The organism is Serratia sp. LACPHL-BACT-2024-00286 (assembly GCF_043109535.1).
GTDB classification, from domain to species: Bacteria; Pseudomonadota; Gammaproteobacteria; order Enterobacterales; family Enterobacteriaceae; genus Serratia; species Serratia sarumanii.
Genome location: NZ_JBICNA010000011.1, coordinates 53,311 through 73,321 on the forward strand (window position 1 = coordinate 53,311; position 20,011 = coordinate 73,321).

General features: G+C 59.1%; 18 protein-coding genes and 1 tRNA gene. 13 read left to right on the top strand and 6 right to left on the bottom strand.

Going from position 1 to position 20,011, the window contains the following annotated elements:
• Positions 1 to 30: 30 nt before the first annotated feature.
• Both ACF8MC_RS23745 and ACF8MC_RS23750 read right to left on the bottom strand, forming a co-directional pair.
• Complete coding sequence (locus ACF8MC_RS23745; RefSeq protein WP_164104901.1) at positions 31 to 945, bottom strand: NAD(P)-dependent oxidoreductase; 915 nt, start codon at positions 943 to 945, stop codon at positions 31 to 33.
• Positions 942 to 2,681, bottom strand: a complete 1,740-nt coding sequence (locus tag ACF8MC_RS23750) for a fatty acyl-AMP ligase (RefSeq protein WP_033655213.1) — start codon at positions 2,679 to 2,681, stop codon at positions 942 to 944. Before ACF8MC_RS23750 ends, ACF8MC_RS23745 begins: the two co-directional genes overlap by 4 nt.
• 737 nt (positions 2,682 to 3,418) lie before the next feature.
• On the opposite strand from ACF8MC_RS23750, the gene ACF8MC_RS23755 reads away from it, so the two are divergent.
• The 3 genes from ACF8MC_RS23755 to ACF8MC_RS23765 all read left to right on the top strand — a co-directional run bounded on the left by ACF8MC_RS23755 (position 3,419) and on the right by ACF8MC_RS23765 (position 6,120).
• A complete protein-coding gene (locus ACF8MC_RS23755) occupies positions 3,419 to 4,543 on the top strand; it encodes a hypothetical protein (RefSeq protein WP_039565146.1) in 1,125 nt (374 codons plus the stop codon).
• A 219-nt stretch (positions 4,544 to 4,762) separates the two neighbouring features.
• Positions 4,763 to 5,128 carry a diacylglycerol kinase gene (locus ACF8MC_RS23760; protein ID WP_164104900.1) on the top strand — a complete coding sequence of 122 codons (366 nt, stop codon included), beginning with the start codon at positions 4,763 to 4,765 and terminating at the stop codon, positions 5,126 to 5,128.
• 92 nt (positions 5,129 to 5,220) lie between these two features.
• Entirely contained in the window at positions 5,221 to 6,120 is a 900-nt protein-coding gene (locus tag ACF8MC_RS23765; RefSeq protein WP_060436491.1) for a LysR family transcriptional regulator, read from the top strand.
• On the opposite strand, the gene ACF8MC_RS23770 is transcribed toward ACF8MC_RS23765, so the two are convergent.
• Together ACF8MC_RS23770 and ACF8MC_RS23775 are read right to left on the bottom strand one after the other, a co-directional pair.
• Positions 6,095 to 6,901 (bottom strand): substrate-binding domain-containing protein, encoded by an 807-nt coding sequence (locus tag ACF8MC_RS23770; protein WP_164104899.1) that lies wholly within the window; start codon positions 6,899 to 6,901, stop codon positions 6,095 to 6,097. The two genes, ACF8MC_RS23765 and ACF8MC_RS23770, sit on opposite strands and share 26 nt — an antisense overlap.
• 27 nt (positions 6,902 to 6,928) lie before the next feature.
• Entirely contained in the window at positions 6,929 to 8,224 is a 1,296-nt protein-coding gene (locus ACF8MC_RS23775; protein ID WP_103829662.1) for an MFS transporter, read from the bottom strand.
• A gap of 495 nt (positions 8,225 to 8,719) precedes the next feature.
• On the opposite strand from ACF8MC_RS23775, the gene ACF8MC_RS23780 reads away from it, so the two are divergent.
• Positions 8,720 to 9,022, top strand: coding sequence for an XRE family transcriptional regulator (locus tag ACF8MC_RS23780; RefSeq protein ID WP_033635213.1), 303 nt, complete (start codon positions 8,720 to 8,722; stop codon positions 9,020 to 9,022).
• 407 nt (positions 9,023 to 9,429) lie between these two features.
• The gene (locus ACF8MC_RS23785) at positions 9,430 to 10,638 is read left to right on the top strand and encodes an aldose 1-epimerase family protein (RefSeq protein WP_164104898.1); all 1,209 of its coding nucleotides are present in this window, start codon (positions 9,430 to 9,432) and stop codon (positions 10,636 to 10,638) included.
• 136 nt (positions 10,639 to 10,774) lie between these two features.
• On the opposite strand, the gene ACF8MC_RS23790 is transcribed toward ACF8MC_RS23785, so the two are convergent.
• Positions 10,775 to 11,671 (bottom strand): LysR family transcriptional regulator, encoded by an 897-nt coding sequence (locus tag ACF8MC_RS23790; protein WP_033655219.1) that lies wholly within the window; start codon positions 11,669 to 11,671, stop codon positions 10,775 to 10,777.
• Between the two features lie 138 nt (positions 11,672 to 11,809).
• On the opposite strand from ACF8MC_RS23790, the gene ACF8MC_RS23795 reads away from it, so the two are divergent.
• The 3 genes from ACF8MC_RS23795 to ACF8MC_RS23805 are packed head-to-tail and all read left to right on the top strand — an operon-like array spanning position 11,810 to position 14,316.
• Positions 11,810 to 12,730 carry an alpha/beta hydrolase gene (locus ACF8MC_RS23795; RefSeq protein ID WP_164104897.1) on the top strand — a complete coding sequence of 307 codons (921 nt, stop codon included), beginning with the start codon at positions 11,810 to 11,812 and terminating at the stop codon, positions 12,728 to 12,730.
• Positions 12,730 to 13,665: an alpha/beta hydrolase gene (locus ACF8MC_RS23800; RefSeq protein ID WP_164104896.1), complete on the top strand. Its 936-nt coding sequence runs from the start codon at positions 12,730 to 12,732 to the stop codon at positions 13,663 to 13,665. Before ACF8MC_RS23795 ends, ACF8MC_RS23800 begins: the two co-directional genes overlap by 1 nt.
• 15 nt (positions 13,666 to 13,680) lie before the next feature.
• Positions 13,681 to 14,316, top strand: coding sequence for an SDR family oxidoreductase (locus ACF8MC_RS23805; protein WP_033655222.1), 636 nt, complete (start codon positions 13,681 to 13,683; stop codon positions 14,314 to 14,316).
• 122 nt (positions 14,317 to 14,438) lie between these two features.
• On the opposite strand, the gene ACF8MC_RS23810 is transcribed toward ACF8MC_RS23805, so the two are convergent.
• Positions 14,439 to 14,514: transfer RNA gene (locus ACF8MC_RS23810), tRNA-Asn, on the bottom strand.
• A gap of 455 nt (positions 14,515 to 14,969) precedes the next feature.
• Between ACF8MC_RS23810 and ACF8MC_RS23815 the strand changes: the two genes are divergently transcribed.
• From ACF8MC_RS23815 to ACF8MC_RS23835, 5 genes are all read left to right on the top strand, one after another.
• Positions 14,970 to 16,088 carry a branched-chain amino acid ABC transporter substrate-binding protein gene (locus ACF8MC_RS23815; RefSeq protein WP_033647954.1) on the top strand — a complete coding sequence of 373 codons (1,119 nt, stop codon included), beginning with the start codon at positions 14,970 to 14,972 and terminating at the stop codon, positions 16,086 to 16,088.
• Between the two features lie 125 nt (positions 16,089 to 16,213).
• Positions 16,214 to 17,128: a branched-chain amino acid ABC transporter permease gene (locus ACF8MC_RS23820; RefSeq protein WP_004928592.1), complete on the top strand. Its 915-nt coding sequence runs from the start codon at positions 16,214 to 16,216 to the stop codon at positions 17,126 to 17,128.
• Positions 17,129 to 17,138: 10 nt separating this feature from the next.
• The gene (gene livM, locus ACF8MC_RS23825; RefSeq protein WP_033635210.1) at positions 17,139 to 18,425 is read left to right on the top strand and encodes a high-affinity branched-chain amino acid ABC transporter permease LivM; all 1,287 of its coding nucleotides are present in this window, start codon (positions 17,139 to 17,141) and stop codon (positions 18,423 to 18,425) included.
• Entirely contained in the window at positions 18,422 to 19,297 is an 876-nt protein-coding gene (locus ACF8MC_RS23830) for an ABC transporter ATP-binding protein (RefSeq protein ID WP_033635209.1), read from the top strand. Before livM ends, ACF8MC_RS23830 begins: the two co-directional genes overlap by 4 nt.
• Complete coding sequence (locus ACF8MC_RS23835) at positions 19,294 to 20,010, top strand: ABC transporter ATP-binding protein (RefSeq protein ID WP_033647952.1); 717 nt, start codon at positions 19,294 to 19,296, stop codon at positions 20,008 to 20,010. The genes ACF8MC_RS23830 and ACF8MC_RS23835 overlap by 4 nt, the downstream gene beginning before the upstream one ends.
• Position 20,011: the final 1 nt, after the last annotated feature.

The following is a 20,011-nucleotide window of genomic DNA, read 5'->3' on the forward strand; positions in this document are numbered from 1 at the left end:
AGAACGTTGACACACCTCTATTTGGAATAATTAAAACAGCCCTTCGCGCAGCGCGCGCTCCAAACTTACCTGTGGAAACCAATTAATCTGTTGCGACAGCGCGTGATTACTGGCGGACCAGTCGTGATGGGTTAATTCGCGTATTTTGCTGCGCGTCAGCATCGGCTCCTGTTTTACCAGGCGGTTCCACACCACGCTGATATCCGCCAGGGCTTTCAGCAGCGGCAGCGGAATGCCCACCAGGCGCACCGGCCCGTGACGCACGGCGGCGCCGATGTCCCGCAGGCGCAGCCAGTTATAGCCTTCGACCACACCGTCGCACAGTTCGTAAATATTTGGCTGTGCGGGTTCGGCCTGCACCCATTGGCTGACCGCCTTGGCCAAATCGCTCACGTGCAGAAAAGAGAGCCTGGCGTCAGGCGCGCCCAGCCGGGGCAGCACGCCGCGCAGCAGGCCGTTGAACAGCGGTTTCAGCTCTTTATCGCCGGGCCCGTAAACCGCCGTCGGGCGGAAAATCCCCAGCGCAATATCGCCCGTGGCGGCGATGAGTTGCTGCTCGGCGGCCTGTTTCGAATGGGCGTACCACGACAGCGCCGGATGGCGGGCCGCCAGCGACGACATGAACAGGAAGCGACGGCAGCGGCCGTTCTGTTTGGCCGCCTGCATCAGGTTCAGGCTGCCGGTCACGTTGCAGCGGGTGAACACCGCTTCCGCATGCCCGCGCACCTGGCCCGCACAGTGCACGACGCACTCCGCGCCGCGCACCAGCTCGGTGAGCGAGGGCCGATCCTCCAGCGCGCCGGGGATCCACTGCAGGTTGTCGGCGGCGGCTTTTCCCGCGCGCCGCGTCAGGGCGCGCACGTTAAACCCTTGCGCCAGCAGTTCCTGGACGATGTGCCGGCCGATAAAACCGGTCGCGCCCGTCACTGCCACCGTGCCGCTCATTGCGCGAAACCGGCCAACTGCGGCATGTGCGGGTAGAGCGAGGCGCTCAGCCAGCGTTTTTTGGCCTCCGCGCGCGCGGGTTTGCCCGACGATGTGCGGGGAATGCTGTGCGGCGGCAGCAGCTCGATGTCCACCGCGATGCCGAACTCGCTTTGAATGCGCGCGCTCAGCGAACGCACGATTTGTTCCCGGCGTTCTTCCGAGCTGACTCGGCACTGGATTTGCAAAATGATCCTGGCCGCTTCGTCGTGCTCTTCGGTTACGAAGGCGATCGCATCGCCGGAACGGATTTCCGGTTCGGATTCCGCGACGTACTCGATATCCTGCGGCCAGATATTGCGGCCGCGAATGATGATCAAATCCTTCTTGCGGCCGGTGACGTACAGATAGCCGTCCAGCAGGTAGCCCAGATCGCCGGTATCCATCCAGCCGGTCACCTGAATTTGCTGCTGGGACTCGTCGTCGCAGAAATAGCCGTTCATCAGGCTGGGGCCGGAGATCGTGATATGGCCGACCTGGCGTTCCGGCAGCGGTTGCCCGGTTTCGCTGCGGATCTCGATGCGGTGGCCGGGCAGCGCTCGGCCGCAGTTGACGAAGGTCGAGACGGCGCGGGTTTTCTTGCCGGGCGCGACCGCTTTACCCTCGTACTCCAAAATATCGCGGTCGACCGCGTTGGTTTGCGGGCCGGAGCAAGGGTCGGAAAAGCTCACCGCCAGGGTGTTCTCGGCCAGGCCGTAGCACGGCATGAAGGCTTTGCTGTCGAAGTTGATGCTGCTGAAGTGTTCGCCGAACTGGCCGAGCAGCTCGGCCGGGATCGGCTCGGCGCCCACGCCCGCGACCCGCCAGCTGGAAAGATCCAGATCGGCCAGCTCTTTGGCGTTGCTGCGGCGCAGGCACAGATCGTAGCCGAACGGCGGGGCGACGGACACCGTACCGCGATTCTTGGCAATCAGTTTCAGCCACTGCATCGGGCGCATGGCGAAATCTTGCGTGCGCAGATAATCGACGGACAGCTGGGTCGCCACCGGCGTCAGCAGGAAACCGACCAGGCCCATATCGTGATAGAAGGGCAGCCACGAAACGCAGCGGTCGCCCGCGCGCAGCTTGATCCCGTCGCGACTGATCGCGTTCAGGTTCGCCATCGCCGCCCGCTGGGTAATGATCACGCCGCGCGGAAAGCGGGTGCTGCCCGAGGTGTATTGGAGATAGGCGATATCGTCGGGCGAAGGCGCCGGCAAGGCGATCTCCGGCTCCGGCAAGGCGTTAAAGTCCGCGTCGCTGAGGATGTGCAGCGCCGAGGTGTTTTCCGTGGCCGACGCGATCAGCGGCGTCCACTCTTCGCTGCTGACGATCGCCGCGGGGTTGCAGCTGGCGATCAGCCCTTTCAGCTTGGCGGTGTAGGAGTCGCGCTGGCCCACGCCCATCGGGATCGCCAGCGGCACCGCCACCAGGCCGGCGTATTGGCAAGCGAAAAAGGCTTCGACGAATCCCGCGCTGGTTTCGGCGATCAGCGCCACGCGATCGCCTTTCTTGAGTTTCAGGGACAATAAACGCCGCGCGCCCGAGATCGCTTTTTGCTGCAGCGTGCGATATTCGAGAACGGTCACGAGTTGATTGCGACGGTCGTAAAAATTCATTCCCGTATTGCCCAGCGCCGCGTAATCCAACGCGTCCACTAAAGTGGGGAAGTCCGCATAGCGCATAGGAAGAGAATGAACGGAACTTGTTTCAGACATAGACAAACTTAGCCATAGATTAAAAATCACCAAAAGAGAAAATCACTCTTGGCGAGGTAATTGATGTTTTACTATGAATAGGTTTTGAATAAGTTTGTTATTCAACCATCTTCATTCCGCGAACAGCGTATATTGCCGTGCTTGAGGGCACGCCGGTTATTAACCGGGCAGAGCGTGAGTAGCCCGTGTTGTCAGCCTTGAGCGGCACCCTGGCGATATACGTGAGACTATTGTAATATCCGGGCTGCGCCGTTCTTTAGCCTGTCTCTTTCGGGCAGGAAATAACTGTCGGCTCATAGGTTATGACCTCATGCATGGCTATCTTGGAACTTAAACACTTCCTAAACAGTATGCCGCAAGAAATCCAAAAGTGAACGATTCATTTAAGGCTAATCTTAAAAAGAGCATTAAGTGGTAAAGATGGCGGCACACCTCCTGATTAAAGTCGGTACACTAAAAGCGGCGAGTTTCTTTTGCCGTAACAGCACGAAATAATAAAAGAGCACCATTAGCGTAGCCTGGCTGCGCCGCTTTCTGTTTCCTTTTTTTATCAATTACGGACATCACAGGGTGAATGTCGGGCGCAATAATGCGCTGTTTCACAGGGGGTATTATTCGGTTTTTCTTATCATTGAACCGGAGGCAATACACAATCCAATAAATGAGAACAGCATAAAAAATGCTAAAGGCGTTGTCGCGTGCTTATTTAATTATTTTATTAAAACGTAAGGCTATTTATGATCCGTGTTGAGAAAGTTCTGAGTAAACGCGAACTTAAAGAATTTATTGCTTTCCCCTCGCAACTGTTTCGCGATGATCCGAACTGGATTGAGCCGCTGCATGTAGAGCGCGAAGAGCATCTGTCAAAGAAGAATCCCGGCACCGACCACATTGAATGGCAGGCATGGGTGGCCAAAAAACAGGGCAAAGTCGTTGGGCGCATCACGGCGCAAATCGATGCTCTGCACCGGGAGTTGCATGGCGAGGATACCGGCCACTTCGGCATGATTGACGCCGTTGACGATCCCGCCGTTTTCAGCACCTTATTCACGGTGGCGGAGGAGTGGCTGAGGTCGAAAGGCGCGCGCAAAATCACCGGGCCGTTCAGCCTCAATATCAATCAGGAAAGCGGCCTGTTGGTCGAGGGGTTCGATACGCCGCCTTCCGCCCTGATGACACACGCGAAGCCCTACTATGCGGCGCAAATAGCGCAGCAGGGCTACAGCGAAGGGATTGATTTGCTTGCCTATTGGATGAAAAGAACCGACCTGCATTTTTCGCCGTCGTTAACCCGGATGATGGATCAGGTGCGCAAAAAGGTGACCGTTCGCCGCCTCAACCGCAAGCGCTTTCGCGAGGAGATGCAGGTGCTGCGCGAGGTGTTCAACTCCGGATGGCAGCATAACTGGGGGTTTGTCCCGTTCACCGAGCACGAGTTCGCCACCATGGGGGATCAGCTGAAGTTCCTGGTGCCCGACGATATGATCCATATCGCCGAGGTGGATGGCGCCCCCTGCGCCTTTATCGTCGGTCTGCCGAACATCAACGAAGCGATTGCCGATCTGCAGGGGCGGTTATTGCCGCTTGGCTGGGCGAAGCTCTTGTGGCGGCTGAAAGTCAGCGGCGTGCGCACTGCGCGCGTGCCGTTGATGGGCGTGCGCCAGGAATATCAATTCAGCCGCATCGGGCCGATTATTGCGTTGCTGCTGATTGAGGCGCTGCGCGAGCCTTTCGCCAAGCGCAATATCGACGCGCTGGAAATGTCGTGGATCCTGGAAACCAATACCGGCATGCGGACGATTTTAGAACGCATCGGCGCGGTTCCCTATAAGCGCTACCGCTTATACGAGAAAACGCTTTAACCGGCTGATAACGCATCGCCTTTTCACGTTCTCAGAATAATAACCGCGCCGGGGCATTTTCGGGCGGTGCCGTTTCAGGGGCAGGGTGACGGCGCGTGAGTGCATGCATCGCCTCCGGGAAGAGAACGGTTAAGGCCTTTAATTAATAAACTCGAGATAAATTCACGCCGCGTGATTTATTCGCGAGTGATTGTGGCAGTATTGACGAGAGCTGATTGCATGCCTGTGGAAAAGAAAAAAGGAATAAGCCGATTAATCTACAGCATAAGGAATTCCTGGGCCGGATTTATTGACGCCGTGCTTACCGAAGATGCGTTTCGCCAATTATTGGTTATTAACGCCATTTTACTGGTTGTTACATTTGGTTTAGATATTACAAATATAGAACGGCTGTTATTAATCGCCTGCAGTTTTCTGCTATTGGTGGTTGAGCTGCTTAATACGGCGATTGAAACCGTGGTCGATCGCATTTCGCTGGAATTACATCCGTTATCCAAACGCGCTAAAGATCTGGGCGGCGCTGCGCAGCTGGTGGCGGTGGTGATGACTATCATTATTTGGGGAATGGTGCTGCTGGGGCGATAAGGGCTTGGGTGGCTCAATTGCCAGGCCGGTTGCCGTGGCGCTCTAAGCGGTTATCATCGATGTTTTGCGTTCAGCAAGGAGAGTCGGCCGCTATGCCCGTGAATTTTGATCTCAACGATCTTTATGCCTTCCGCGCGCTGGTGGAGTACGGCAATTTTCGGCTGGCCGCGGAGTCCATCTGCCTGTCGCAGTCGGCCCTGAGCCGCAGGATTGAGAAGCTGGAAAACGCGCTGGGCAGCAAACTGTTCGATCGTACTACCCGGCGCGTGACGCTGACGCTGTACGGGCAGGCGTTTGCCGAGCGTTCGGATCAGCTGCTGATGAATGTCGAAGCGGTGTTGGCCGATATCGATAAGGTCAGCCAGGAGCGTACCGGGCTGGTCACCGTCGCCACGGTGCCGTCGGCGGCCTACTATTTCATGCCCGACGTGATACGCCGTTTCCGGCTTCGCTATCCGCGCGTGCGCGTCAAGCTGATCGACGGCAGCGCGGGCAATGTGATTGAGGCGGTCACCGGCGGCCAGGCTGACTTCGGCATCTGCTTTGCCGGGCGGCTGCAGCCTAACCTTGAATTTGTGCCGTTGGTGGGGGACGTTTACGTGGCCGCCTGCCGGCGCGACCATCCGCTCGCCGCTAAAAAGAGCCTCACCTGGCGGGAATTTTATCAGCAGGATTACGTGTCGCTGGATAAAACCTCCGGCAATCGCAATCTGCTCGATCAGCGCCTGGAACACCTCGTGCCGGAGCGCCCCAGCGTATGCGAAACTCGCCATGTGACGACCATGCTGGGCATGGTTGAGGCGGGCATCGGCATTGCCGCCGTGCCCGCCATGTCGATGCCCGCTTCAGAGCATTCGGTGTTGACGTCGGTGCCGCTGGTCGATCCGGTGGTGAAACGCAGCGTGGGCCTGATCCGGCGCGGCGGCCGCATGCAGTCTTTCGTCGCCGCCGAGTTGGAAAAGCTGATTACTGAACGGTATCACTCTGCCTGACCGGCTGCTGCGCCGGCACGCTTCGCATGCCGGTCGCGCGAATGGTCGGCTGTGCCTGAGAGGAGGCGAGGAACTCCAGCAGCGCTTTGCCTTCGCGGCGATGTTCCGCCTTGGCCGTTACCGCGCCGGCGAAGCGGGTGATGTACTGCACGTTTTCCGGCAGTTCGCCGATAAAGGTGACGCCCGCCACGGGCAGCAATTCGCTGACCTGCTGGAAGCCCAACGCGTATTTCCCCTGCGCCACTTCAGAGGCCACCGGAATGCGCTCAACCATGTGCGCTTTTCCTTTCACCTGTTCCTCGATGCCCAGCTTTTTGAACAGTTGGCCGCTGACGTAGCGGCCGCTGGCGCTGTCGGAATAGGCGAAAGAGTCGGCTTGCAGCAAGGCATTGCGCAGCTCGGCATCCGTTTTTATCGCCGGCTTGGGCGCGCCCTGTTTCACCACCATGCCGATCGGCGAATCGGCCAGCTCTACGCGCGAACCCGGCTGGATCCAGCCGCCTTTGTCCAGTTGGGTCAGCGCGTCGCCCACCATGATCACCACATCGGCTTGCTCTCCGCGCGCCAGCCGCGCGGGGATCGCCTGCGGCGTTTTCCCCATGGAAGGGCCGGACACCAGAATGATTTTGTCGCCGCTTTGGGCTTCATATTCCGGGGCCAGTTTCTCCAGCGCGGCCTTGAAGCCGCCGGAGATCATCACGGTCACGTCTTTGGCCAGCGCCGCGGTGCTGAAGGAGGCGCACACCAGCGCGGCGAGGATCGAACGAGTGAGTTTTTGCATGGCATGATTCCTTATGGCGATGGCGCGTTAGCGCGCGGTTTGCAGCGGCATGGCGATGCGGCGATACAGATACAGCGTCGCCAGCAAGGCGCACAGCGCGGCGAAGCTCATCCAGTAGCCCGGTGAGGCCTTATCGCCGGTGTATTCGATCAACGCGGTGGAGATCACCGGCGTAAAGCCGCCGAACACCGCCGTCGCCAGGCTGTAGGCCAGCGAGAAGCCGGCCACCCGCACTTCCGTTGGCATGATCTCAGTTAAGGCCGGGATCATGGCGCCGTTGTAGAGGCCGTAAATGAAGGACAGCCACAGCAGCACGGCCAGCATCATGCTGAAGCTGGGGGCGGCGGCGAGCAGGCTCAGCGCCGGGTAGGCGGTGGCCAGCGTCAGCAGCGTCATGGCGACCAGCACCGGCTTGCGGCCGAAGCGATCCGACAGCGCGCCGCCGATGGGCAGCCAGATGAAGTTGGAGATCGCCACCAGCAGGGTGACCAGCAAACTGTCGGAGGCGCTGAGCAACAGCACCTTTTTGCCGAAGGTTGGCGCATACACGGTGATCAGGTAAAACGCGGTGGTGGTCATAGCGACCATCAGCATGCCGGCGATCACCACCGGCCAGTTTTTCAGCAGGGTTTTAAACACGTCGCGCATCGCCAGGTGGTGGCGGCGGGCGGTAAATTCCTGCGTCTCTTCCAGCTTGCGGCGCAGCAAGAAGATGAAGGGAACAATCAGGCAGCCGAACAGGAAAGGCAGGCGCCAGCCCCATTCGCGAATGGCGCTTTCTTCCAGCGCCGCATTGAGCGCGAAGCCCATGGCCGCCGCCACCATGATCGCCACCTGCTGGCTGCCGGACTGCCAACTGGTGTAGAAGCCCTTACGGCCCGGCGTGGCGATTTCGGCCAGATAGACAGACACGCCGCCCAGCTCCGCGCCCGCCGAGAAGCCTTGCAACAGGCGCCCGCACAGCACCAGCAGCGGCGCCCAAAGCCCGATGCTCTGGTAAGAGGGGATCAATACGATCAGGAAGGTGCCCGCGGCCATGATCGACAGGGTGACGATCAGCCCTTTGCGGCGGCCGACTTTATCGATGTAGGCGCCCAACACGATAGCGCCAATGGGGCGCATCAGAAAACCGGCGCCGAATACCGCGAAGGTCATCATCAGCGAGGCGAACTCGCTGCTGGCCGGGAAAAAGGTGTGTGCGATGTAGGTGGCGTAAAAGCCGAACAGAAAGAAGTCGAACTGTTCCAGAAAGTTGCCGGAGGTGACGCGCAGGATCGCGCCGGCTTTGGCCCGGGTGGTCATGGGTGAGGTAGAGGAATGCATCTTTATCTCCAGTTTGCTATTGGCGCCTGACGCCGCGCCTGTTGCTGAAGACTCGCTCAGGAAAATAAACTAAATAAGCGCAATAAACGCATGGCGCGATGCGTTTGGCGCATCAATCGCCGTTAACAATGTTGCCTAACCTGATGTAACGTGGCGTTAACAAACTTATCGCTCACCGCCCGCTGCGCAGAGCGCCGAAAACGTTATGCGCATTTTGTGACAGGGTTCATAAAGGGGCGGCGGGGAAACGCCCCGTGCCTCTGACCGATTGTCCGTTACCGCTCGTAAAAAGGTGAATGCCTCGCACGGTATGGGCAAAAACACCTGAATACGCGTTTAGCATCGCGGCAAGGGCTGGCCACCTATGCGTCCCTCTTTTATAGCTTTATATCTATATAGTCATTAGGCTATAGTGCAGGGCACCCCGTATGAGAAATAAAGCATCGAATGCGTTCGATAACGGGCTGAACACATTAAACGAGAAGGAGTGACGCGATGGGCAGAACGCTGGAACAGCTTATTGCGGATGAAAAGCCCGAGGTCGTGGCCAAAGCGCAAGCGCTGGCGGCGGACATCATGCTGAACATCCACCTTGCCGAGCTGCGCGAGAAGGTGCAGAAAACGCAGGTTGAAATGGCGCAGGCGCTGGGTATCCGGCAACCGACCGTTGCCGTGATGGAAAAACCGGGCCGCGATCTGAAACTGTCTTCGCTAAAACGCTATGTTGAGGCGGCCGGCGGCAAGCTGCGCCTGGATGTTGAACTGCCGGACGGCTCTCACTACGAATTTGTGCTGTAAGCGCTAGCGGCAAAAAAGCAAAAAGCCCGCTCGGGTTTCCCTGAGCGGGCTGTTCGCAATATGGCGCCTCCGATATCAGGAGGCAGCCGTGAAAGCAAAGAGGCTCAAGGCGAGCTGGCTGGATGGGCGCTGCCGTTTGAGCCAGATAGCGTTAACAAGCCACCCGCCGTACCTTCGCGATAAACCCTCCCCTGCTCAAAGCTGAAACGATACGACTTATGTTGATGAATCGCTCATTTAGCGTGCAATGGCTCAACGTGTTTCATTAAAACTGCGAACAAATTCGTATTTCTATCGCACTATTTATTCAAATATTCACCCGGTGAAGTTCATCACATTTCTTTAACCTGCTTAACAGTAGATTTTTCTCGTGAGTAAAAAATCGATTCAGCTAAAGGGGAAGGGAAATGAAGAAAACGTGGGTTATGGCGGTGTTTTCGGCTCTGATTTCAGGGCAGGCGGCGGCGCAGAGTTGGGTGCTGACCAGCGCTGAAGATGGCGTGGAGAAAGGAAACTGGAAGATTTCGAGTGAGGCGCTGAAGGTTAAGGATAAAACGTTCAGCATTGAGCAGAAAGTGTTGCACGGCGGCAAGCAGGAAGGCAGCAAAGTCGTGATTATCCGCAGCGAGGATGGCCTGACCATCACGCTGAGTCCCACGCGCGGCATGAACCTCCTGCGGGCGGAAGGATTTGGCGCGAAGATGGGATGGGATTCCCCGGTCAAAGAGGTGGTCAACCCCACCTTTATCAACCTGGAAAGCCGCAATGGGCTCGGCTGGCTGGAAGGTTTCAATGAGATGATGGTGCGCTGCGGCTATGAGTGGACCGGTCATCCGGTGACCGAAGGAGGGCAGATTTACACCTTGCACGGTAAAGCGGGCAATACGCCGGCCTCACTGGTTGAGGTCGAGGTAGCGGATACGGCGCCGTATGAAATTCGTATTCGCGGCCTGATCAAAGAGAGCACATTCAAAAAAGCCGATCTGCAAACCCTGACCGAACTGCGCTACGTACCCGGCAGCAACAGTTTCAGCCTGCATGATGTGTTAACCAACCGGGCGGATTATCCCCACGACTACCAGATTATCTACCACAGCAATTTCGGCGCGCCGATTCTGGAAAATGGCGCCCGCTTCCTGGCGCCGATGGCCAGCATCAGCCCGTTTAACGACTATGCCAAAGCCGGGTTGAAGACCTGGGGAACCTATGCCGGCCCCACCAAAGGGTTCGATGAAATGGTCTTTAACATTAAGCCATTATCGGATCCGAATCATCAGACACTGGCGGCGCTGGTCAATCACGCGGGCGACAAAGGGGTGGCGATTCAGTTCGATACCCGCCAATTGCCCGTCCTGACGCTGTGGAAGAATACCGATACGTTAAAACAGGGATATGTGACGGGGATTGAGCCGGGCACCAGCTATGCCTACCCGGTCACCATCGAGCGCGAACAAAAACGCGTTAAGCAATTGCAGCCTGGCGCCAGTGCGCAGTTTGATCTGACCTATACCTTGCTGCACAGCAAAGCGCAGGTGGCGGATCTGGAGAAGAAGATTGCTGATATTCAGGGTAAGGTAAAAATTGATGAAAATGCCGCGCCGATAGCCAAAGAGTAACGTTGCCTGTCGACGCATTTAGCGTGAAAGCAAAAAGCCCGCTCGGGTTTCCCTGAGCGGGCTTTTCTAAATATGGCTCTTCTGATGTCGGTGTGCTGTCAGAGCGAATTCTGGCGGCAGAACGCAACTTCGGGGTTTATGTTCCATTAAACTTCAGCACATCAATGAGCAGGGAAAAGGCAGAGCCTGGGTGTTTGCGATGCGGGTAGTAAAGGTGATATCCCGGTAAATCCGGGGTGAACTTATCCAGCACGCGGACGAGCTTTTTTTCATCAATGGCGGCCTGTACCTGATCGTAGGGTAGGTAGGCCAGGCCGTGCCCGTCGATAGCGGCATCCAGGATCAGGTCGATGGTGTTTAACAAGAGTTGGCCTTCCATGCGAACCCGGACTTCACGCCCGCCGCGGATGAGTCTCCAGCGGTTGGCGGTGCCCGATGTGGGAAGATAGAGGTTAATTGCCTGATGGTCGACCAGGTGCGCCACCGATGTCGGGGTGCCTCGTCGGGCAAGATAATCAGGCGCGCTAACGATCGCCATCGGAATGTCAGGCCCAATACGCACGGCAATCATATCTTTATCCATCTCTCCCCCCAGACGGACGCCGGCATCGAAACGCTCGGCGACCACATCGCTCAGGCCGTAATCGATGACGAGCTGTACGTCAATTTCAGGGTGGGATTTCAACAGCGTGCGCATGGCCGGCAGCAACAGCGTTTTTGCCGCATGTTCAACCGTGGTAATGCGTATCGTACCGGATGGCCGATCGCGCAGGTCGCCCAGCGAGGTCATGACCGCATCTAAATCATGCAGCATAGGGCCAAGGGTCGATAAGAGTTGCTCTCCGGCCTCGGTGGGGACCACGCTGCGCGTGGTGCGCGTCAGCAGACGAAACCCCAGCCGTTCTTCAATGCGCCGGACTATCTGGCTTAACGCCGACTGCGCCATGCCCAGGCGGGCGGCGGCCCGGGTGAAGCTGCGTTCCTCCGCGACCACGACGAATGCCACCAGATCGGCTATCTCATCACGTTTCATCTCTGTTTCACGCTCAGTTGATTAATCATTTAAATGATAGGTTCAATCATGATTTTGGGTCTAATCATCTGAATGTTCAATATCTATAGTGATAACACCAAACGTTGCAGTTAACCGATAGCCCCTACGAGGAACCGGATGATGAACCAGAAAATCAGCTTCACTAATAGCAATAACCCGATGATTGATCTCTCTGCCGTGCTCTACTTCCCGCCGGCATTCGACGCGAGCCGCCAGTATCCGGCCATCGTCGTTTCTCACCCGGGCGGCGGCGTGAAAGAACAAACCGCCGGCACCTACGCCGCAAAACTGGCAGAGCAGGGTTTTGTGACCGTAGCCTACGATGCCTCTTACCAGGGGGAAAGCGGCGGCGTCCCCCGTCAGTTGGAAAACCCCTATATCCGTACCGAAGACGTCAGCGCGGTGATTGACTACCTGACCACGTTGCCTTATGTCGAGAATGCGCGCATTGGCGCAATGGGGATTTGCGCCGGCGCGGGCTATACCGCCAACGCCGCGATCCAGGATCGCCGCATTAAGGCGATCGGCACCGTCAGCGCCGTCAATATCGGCTCGATGTTTCGCAACGGGTGGGAAAACAATGTGAAGTCCATTGATGCGCTGCCGTATGTTGAGGCCGGCTCCAACGCCCGTACCGGCGATATCAACAGCGGTGAACATGCCACCATGCCGCTGGCGCCTATGAAAGAATCCGATGCGCCGAACGAAGAGCTGCGCCAGGCCTGGGAGTATTACCACACTCCGCGCGCGCAATATCCGACGGCGCCTGGCTATGCGACACTTCGCAGTCTCAACCAGATCATTACCTACGACGCCTACCACATGGCTGAAGTGTATCTGGCCCAGCCGATGCAGATCGTGGCGGGTAGCGTGGCGGGCAGTAAATGGATGAGCGATGACTTATACGATCGTGCATCAAGCAATGATAAGCGCTACCACATCGTCGAAGGCGCTAACCATATGGATCTGTATGACGGCAAAGCCTATGTCGCCGAAGCCGTTTCCGTCCTGGCACCGTTCTTTGAGGAGACGCTGTAATGAAAAACGTCCGCATCCAAAATGCAGATATGGCCTGGCACATCGCCGCCAACATTCAGCTGCCGCTGGGGTTTGATGAATCTAGACGTTACCCGACGGTGGTCAGCGTCCATCCTTTCGGCAGCTGTAAGGAACAGACCTCCGGCAATGTTTATGGCAAAGCGCTGGCGGAGCAGGGGTACGTCGTTATCGCCTATGACGCCAGTTTTCAGGGCAGATCCGGCGGAGCGCCGCGCTGGATAGAAGATCCGGCTCAGCGCGTAGAGGACATCAGCCGCGTCATCGACTACGCCGTCACCTTGCCGTATGTCGATGCGGATCGTATCGGCGTGCTGGGCATTTGCGGCGGTGGCGGCTATGCCGTCAATGCCACCCTGACGGAGAAACGCATCAAAGCCGTGGTGAGCATCACTGGCGTTAATATTGGGCGACTCTTCCGCGAGGGCTTCAGCAGTTACGATCCGCTAGCGGCGCTGAACGCGATGGCTGCGCAGCGCACCCTTGAAGCGCGCGGCGGTGAGCTCCAGGTGAACGAATTGCTGCCCGCCAGCCCGGAGGCGGCAACTGCCCACGGGCTCACAGAGCGCGATGTTTTTGAAGCGACGGACTATTACAAGACCGCGCGCGGTCAGCAGCCGGGCGGGGCAACGCGCATGCTGTTCTCGCACGCGCAAAAAACGCTGGCCTGGGATGCCTTCGCGTTTACCGAGGTGCTGCTGACTCAGCCGGTGATGGTGGTGGTGGGTGAGAAAGTCGGCGCCTTTGGCGCCTATCGCGATGGTATGGAAGTCTATGGACGCGCAACGGCTTCAGCACATCGCGAGCTGGTGTCGTTAGCGGACTTTTCACATTACGAGCTGTATGACAAACCGGAAGCCGTTCGCAAAGCGCTGGACAAGGTGTTGCCGTTTTTCGCCGCGCACCTGGGCGAATAATCGATGGAGAAGACCATGAAGAATGTCCTGATCCTTGGCGCAGGCGGTCAAATCGCCTGTCATGTTATCGAACGGTTGGCGGATGAACCGGCAGTCGTGCAAACGTTGTTCGCTCGCCGGCCGGAAAAAATCCATTCGCATCCGACCAACGCGCGGATCTTTATCGGCGATGTATTGAACCGATCCGCTTTGGAACAAGCGATACAGGGCCAGGATCTGGTGTATGCCAACCTGACGGGGGAGGATCTGGATGCGCAGGCTGAGGCGGTGATTGCCGCCATGCAGGCCTGCGGCGTCAAACGCCTGATCTTTGTTCTTTCGCTGGGGATTTACGATGAAGTCCCGGGAAAATTCGGTGAATGGAATCGTACGATTATTGGTGAACCCCTCAAGCCATTCCGGCGGGCGGCTGACGCCATTGAAGCCTCGGGGCTGAATTACACCATTCTGCGCCCGGCCTGGTTAACGGATGAAGACAAGGTTGATTATGAACTCACTACTCGCGATGAGCCGTTCAAAGGGACGATCGTATCGCGTAAGAGCGTCGCCGCTTTAATTGCCGACATTATTGATGAGCCTGAGAGACACATTGGCGAAAATATCGGTGTTAACCAGCCGGGTACTGACGGTAATAAACCGTACTTTATGTGATTTACTTTAATAGGTTATGGTTGTGTAGCAATGTTCGGATAGCCGCTGGCATCTCCGCCATTGCCCGGAAAACCAAAAGCAAAAAGCCCGCTCGGGTTTCCCTGAGCGGGCTTTTCTATATATGGCTCCTCTGACTGGACTCGAACCAGTGACATACGGATTAACAGTCCGCCGTTCTACCGACTGAACTACAGAGGAATCGTTGGAACGGGGCGAATAATAGCGGGGCGCCTGGGGTTTGTCAAAGCGCTAAACTGCAAAAAAAGCGCGTTTGCTGAGGGAATGAGCACCTTGCGCTGTTTTTCGGCATTTTCCATCGCTATGCGCTGATTTTTGCATCCCAAATCGTTTTGACGTCGCTTGCACAAGCCGTTGCACGGCGATGGTGCAGGGTCACTCTCGCTATCCTGCACCTTCCCTCTTAGCCGTACGGCTTATCCCCCCGCTAATCCCGTCAAACGCCGCGCCGCAACTGATATGTAGGATGAATAAGCAAATAATATGTATTCGTCGTCACAATGGCTGGATTTTTGCTTACCCATTTTTGGGGAATGCGACTGCGCTCTCAAGAAAATTATTTTCCCCGTCTACACATAAAGTGACTGATCCGCGCCCCCGGGCGTTTCGCTACAACAGTGCTGAGGAAGATAACAATGTCATCTAAATTGATAAAAAGTCCGCTCGCTGCTTTGCTCATCGGTTGTTTAGGTACGGCGTTTTCCGCGCAGGCCGATATCGTCATCGGCGTCGCCGGGCCGTTCTCCGGGCCGAACGCCACCTATGGCGATCAGTATTGGCGCGGGGCTTCGCAGGCGGCGGCGGACATCAACGCCGCCGGCGGCATCAAAGGGGAAAAAATCAAGCTGGTGCAGGGGGATGACGCCTGCGAACCGAAACAGGCGGTCGCGGTCGCCAACCGGCTGGTGGATCAGGAAAAGGTCTCGGCGGTGGTCGGCCACTTCTGCTCCTCTTCCACCATGCCCGCCTCCGAGGTGTATGACGAGGCCGGCATCATCGCCATCACCCCCGGCTCCACCAACCCGCAGATCACCGAGCGCGGCATGAAGACCATGTTCCGCATGTGCGGGCGCGACGATCAGCAGGGCGTGATCGCCACCAACTACATGCTGGACACCCTGAAGGCCAAGCGCATCGCGGTGATCCACGATAAAGACACCTATGGCCAGGGGCTGGCGGACGCGGCGAAGGCGGCGATGAACAAGCGCGGGGTTAAGGAAGTGCTGTATGAGGGGCTGTCGCGCGGCGAGAAAGACTTCAACGCGCTGGTGACCAAGATCGCCTCGGTCAAGCCGGACGTGGTCTACTTCGGCGGCTGCCATCCGGAAGCCGGGCCGCTGGTGCGCCAGATGCGCGAGCAGGGCGTGACCGCCAAGTTCTTCTCCGGCGACTGCGTGGTGACCGAAGAACTGGTGACCGCCGCCGGCGGGCCGCAGTACACCAACGGCGTGCTGATGACCTTCGGCAACGATCCGCGTCAGATCCCGGAAGGCAAGGCGGTGATCGCCAAGTTCCGCGCCAGCGGCTTTGAGCCGGAAGGGTACACCCTCTACTCCTACGCCTCGATCCAGGCGATCGCCGCCGCCTTCAACGCCACCGGCGGCAAAGACAGCGCCAAGGCCGCCGAATGGCTGAAGTCGCACGACGTTGACACCGTGATGGGCAAAAAAGCCTGGGACCAGAAGGGCGACCTGAAGGTCTCGGACTACGTGGTCTACCAATGGGATGACAAGGGCAAATATCACCAGCTGTAAACGGCCGAACCTTGAAGTTGTAACCCTATGACCGACGGGCTCGCCGCTCTGGCGAGCCCGTTCCGCGATGACCTTTGGGCCGCGTCGGACTGCGTTGGCGGCCTTACCAGGCGAGACTGCTCATTATGGATGTATTCTTTCTGCAACAGCTGATCAACGGCCTGACCCTCGGTGCGGTGTATGGCCTGATCGCCATCGGCTACACCATGGTTTACGGCATCATCGGCATGATCAACTTCGCCCACGGCGAGGTGTACATGATCTCCGCCTACCTGTGCGCCATCGGTTTGGCGCTGCTGTCGTTCTTCGGGCTGCACTCGTTCCCGCTGCTGATCCTCGGCACGCTGGTGTTCACCATCGTCATCACCGGGGTGTACGGCTGGGTGATCGAGCGCATCGCCTACAAGCCGCTGCGCAACTCCACCCGCCTGGCGCCGCTGATCTCCGCCATCGGCATGTCGTTAATCCTGCAAAACTACGCGCAGATAAGCCAAGGGCCGCGCCAGCAGGGCATCCCAACGCTGCTGAGCGGCGTGTTCCGCCTGGAGTTCGACGGCGGCGTGGTGCAAATCACCTACACCAAAGTGTTTATTCTGGTGGCGTCGCTGCTCGGCATGGCGATCCTCACCTACATCATTCAGCGCACCCGCCTGGGGCGCATCTGCCGCGCCACCCAGCAGGATCGCAAAATGGCTTCGATTCTCGGCATCAATACCGATCGGGTGATCTCGCTGGTGTTCGTGATCGGCGCCGCCATGGCCGGGCTGGCCGGGGTGCTGATCACCATGAACTACGGCACCTTCGATTTTTACGTCGGCTTTATCATCGGCATCAAGGCCTTCACCGCCGCGGTGCTGGGCGGCATCGGCTCGCTGCCGGGCGCCATGCTGGGCGGGCTGCTGCTCGGGGTGGCGGAGGCGCAGTTCGCCGGCATGGTGAACTCGGATTACAAGGACGTGTTCTCCTTCGGGTTGCTGGTGGCGATCCTGATCTTCCGTCCGCAGGGCCTGCTCGGCCGGCCGCTGATCGCCAAGGTTTAAGGAGAACGCCATGTCGCAATCCGTGATCCACGGCGGGCTGGACGTTAAACGCAGCCTGCTGGACGCCGTTTTGGCCGGGCTGATCGCCCTGATCGTGTTCGGGCCGATCGTCGGCATCGTGCTGAACGGCTACAGCTTTAACTTCGAACCGCACCGGCTGGTGTGGATTATCATCGCGGTGATGGCCGGGCGGCTGCTGCTGAGCCTGTTCCTGCAAACCGCGCCGGGGCGCAGGGTGCTGGCGCGCTTCGACGGTGGCAACGACGGCGTTTACGTGCGGCCGCTGGGCTATAAATCCAACCTGCGCTGGCTCCTGCCGCTGATGGCGGCGATCGCGCTGCTGTTCCCGTTCGTCGCCACCAAATACCTGCTGACGGTGGCGATCCTCGGCCTGATCTACGTGCTGCTCGGCCTGGGGCTGAATATCGTGGTCGGGCTGGCGGGGCTGCTCGATCTGGGGTACGTGGCGTTTTACGCCATCGGCGCCTACGGGCTGGCGCTGGGCTATCAGTACCTCGGGCTGGGGTTTTGGGCGATGCTGCCGCTGGGGGCGCTGATGGCGGCGCTGGCCGGCGCGCTGCTGGGTTTTCCGGTGCTGCGCATGCACGGCGACTACCTGGCGATCGTCACGCTGGGGTTCGGCGAGATCATCCGGCTGGTGTTGAACAACTGGATGTCGCTCACCGGCGGGCCGAACGGCGTCTCGGTGCCGGCGCCGACGGTGTTCGGCCTGGAGTTCGGCCGCCGCGCCAAAGACGGCGGGGTGCCGATCCACGAGTTTCTCGGCATCGATTACAACCCCAACCTCAAGTTCATTTTCATCTATGCGGTGCTGTTTTTGGTGGTGCTGCTGGTGCTGTACATCAAGCACCGGCTGACGCGCATGCCGATCGGCCGCGCCTGGGAGGCGCTGCGCGAGGATGAGATCGCCTGCCGCTCTCTCGGGCTCAATCACGTGCTGGTGAAGCTGTCGGCCTTTATGCTGGGCGCCTCCACCGCCGGGCTGGCGGGGGTGTTTTTCGCCACCTATCAGGGCTTCGTCAACCCGACCTCGTTCACCTTCTTCGAGTCGGCGCTGATCCTGGCGATCGTGGTGCTGGGCGGCATGGGCTCCACCCTCGGCGTGGTGCTGGCGGCCTTCGTGCTGACGGTGGCGCCGGAGCTGCTGCGCAGCTTCGCCGAATACCGGGTGCTGCTGTTCGGCGTGCTGATGGTGGCGATGATGATCTGGCGGCCGCGTGGGCTGGTGCGCATCAGCCGCGCCAGCTTCGCCGAGCGCAAGGGGGTGGCGCCATGAGCGACGCCATTTTGCGGGTGGAGCACCTGATGATGCGCTTTGGCGGCATCAAGGCGCTGAACGACGTCAATCTGGAGGTGGAGCGCGGCTCCATCACCGCCCTGATCGGCCCCAACGGCGCCGGCAAGACCACGGTGTTCAACTGCCTGACCGGCTTTTACCGCGCCAGCGGCGGCGCGATCCTGCTCAATACCCATAAGCGGCCGACCGACGTGATCCAGGTGCTGGGGCAGAAGTTTCGCGCCGGCGACTGGATACGCCCGAAGCGGCTCGGCTCGCGCCTCTATTACAAGATGTTCGGCGGCACTCATTTGGTCAACCGCGCCGGGCTGGCGCGCACTTTCCAGAATATCCGCCTGTTCCGCGAAATGTCGGTGGTGGAGAACCTGCTGGTGGCGCAGCACATGCAGAGCAACCGCAACCTGATCGCCGGGGTGCTGAATACGCCGGGCTACCGCCGGGCGGAGAGCGCCGCGCTGGATCACGCCTTCTACTGGCTGGAGGTGGTGGATCTGGTGGACTGCGCCAACCGGCTGGCTGGGGAGATGTCCTACGGCCAGCAGCGGCGGCTGGAGATCGCGCGCGCCATGTGCACCGCGCCGGAGATGATCTGCCTCGACGAGCCGGCCGCCGGGCTGAACCCGGTGGAAACGGCCACGCTGAGCCGCATCATCCGTTTCCTGCGCCAGCATCACGGCATCACGGTGCTGCTGATCGAGCATGACATGGGCATGGTGATGGAGATCTCCGATCGGGTGATCGTGCTCGATCACGGCGACGTGATCGCCCGCGGCACGCCGCAGGAGATCCAGCACAATGAGGCGGTGATCGCCGCCTACCTGGGCGCGGACGAAGAGGAGCTGGCGGGATGAGCGAAGCGATGCTGGAATTTCGCGAAGTGGACGTGTTTTACGGGCCGATCCAGGCGCTGCGCAAGGTGTCGCTGCAGGTCAACGCCGGGGAGACGGTGGCGCTGATCGGCGCCAACGGCGCGGGCAAGTCCACGTTGTTGATGTCGATCTTCGGCCAGCCGCGCATCGCCGGCGGGCAGATCCTGTTTGGCGGCGAGGACATCAGCCGCCGCTCCACGCACTACGTGGCGGCCGGCGGCATCGCGCAAGCGCCGGAAGGGCGGCGCATCTTTCCGGACATGAGCGTGGAGGAGAACCTGCTGATGGGCACCATCACCGTCGGCAACCGCTATCTGGCGGAGGATCTGCAGCGCATGTTCGAGCTGTTTCCGCGCCTCAAGGAACGGCGCAACCAGCGAGCGATGACCCTGTCCGGCGGCGAGCAGCAGATGCTGGCGATTGCCCGCGCGCTGATGAGCCGGCCGAAGCTGCTGCTGTTGGACGAGCCGAGTCTGGGGCTGGCGCCGATCGTGGTGCGGCAGATCTTCGGCGTGCTGCGCGAACTGACCCGCAGCGGCATGACGCTGTTTCTGGTGGAGCAGAACGCCAACCACGCGCTGAAGCTGTCCGATCGCGGCTATGTGATGGTCAACGGCCAGATCCGCCTCACCGGCAGCGGCCAGGAGCTGTTGAACGATCCGGAGGTGAGAAAGGCCTATCTGGGCGGCGGCTGAA

Coding starts and splice junctions, on each gene's coding strand:
- ACF8MC_RS23745 (WP_164104901.1), bottom strand. CDS start 945: ATGAGCGGCACGGTGGCAGTGACGGGCGCGACCGGTTTTATCGGCCGG.
- ACF8MC_RS23750 (WP_033655213.1), bottom strand. CDS start 2,681: ATGTCTGAAACAAGTTCCGTTCATTCTCTTCCTATGCGCTATGCGGAC.
- ACF8MC_RS23755 (WP_039565146.1), top strand. CDS start 3,419: ATGATCCGTGTTGAGAAAGTTCTGAGTAAACGCGAACTTAAAGAATTT.
- ACF8MC_RS23760 (WP_164104900.1), top strand. CDS start 4,763: ATGCCTGTGGAAAAGAAAAAAGGAATAAGCCGATTAATCTACAGCATA.
- ACF8MC_RS23765 (WP_060436491.1), top strand. CDS start 5,221: ATGCCCGTGAATTTTGATCTCAACGATCTTTATGCCTTCCGCGCGCTG.
- ACF8MC_RS23770 (WP_164104899.1), bottom strand. CDS start 6,901: ATGCAAAAACTCACTCGTTCGATCCTCGCCGCGCTGGTGTGCGCCTCC.
- ACF8MC_RS23775 (WP_103829662.1), bottom strand. CDS start 8,224: ATGCATTCCTCTACCTCACCCATGACCACCCGGGCCAAAGCCGGCGCG.
- ACF8MC_RS23780 (WP_033635213.1), top strand. CDS start 8,720: ATGGGCAGAACGCTGGAACAGCTTATTGCGGATGAAAAGCCCGAGGTC.
- ACF8MC_RS23785 (WP_164104898.1), top strand. CDS start 9,430: ATGAAGAAAACGTGGGTTATGGCGGTGTTTTCGGCTCTGATTTCAGGG.
- ACF8MC_RS23790 (WP_033655219.1), bottom strand. CDS start 11,671: ATGAAACGTGATGAGATAGCCGATCTGGTGGCATTCGTCGTGGTCGCG.
- ACF8MC_RS23795 (WP_164104897.1), top strand. CDS start 11,810: ATGATGAACCAGAAAATCAGCTTCACTAATAGCAATAACCCGATGATT.
- ACF8MC_RS23800 (WP_164104896.1), top strand. CDS start 12,730: ATGAAAAACGTCCGCATCCAAAATGCAGATATGGCCTGGCACATCGCC.
- ACF8MC_RS23805 (WP_033655222.1), top strand. CDS start 13,681: ATGAAGAATGTCCTGATCCTTGGCGCAGGCGGTCAAATCGCCTGTCAT.
- ACF8MC_RS23815 (WP_033647954.1), top strand. CDS start 14,970: ATGTCATCTAAATTGATAAAAAGTCCGCTCGCTGCTTTGCTCATCGGT.
- ACF8MC_RS23820 (WP_004928592.1), top strand. CDS start 16,214: ATGGATGTATTCTTTCTGCAACAGCTGATCAACGGCCTGACCCTCGGT.
- livM (WP_033635210.1), top strand. CDS start 17,139: ATGTCGCAATCCGTGATCCACGGCGGGCTGGACGTTAAACGCAGCCTG.
- ACF8MC_RS23830 (WP_033635209.1), top strand. CDS start 18,422: ATGAGCGACGCCATTTTGCGGGTGGAGCACCTGATGATGCGCTTTGGC.
- ACF8MC_RS23835 (WP_033647952.1), top strand. CDS start 19,294: ATGAGCGAAGCGATGCTGGAATTTCGCGAAGTGGACGTGTTTTACGGG.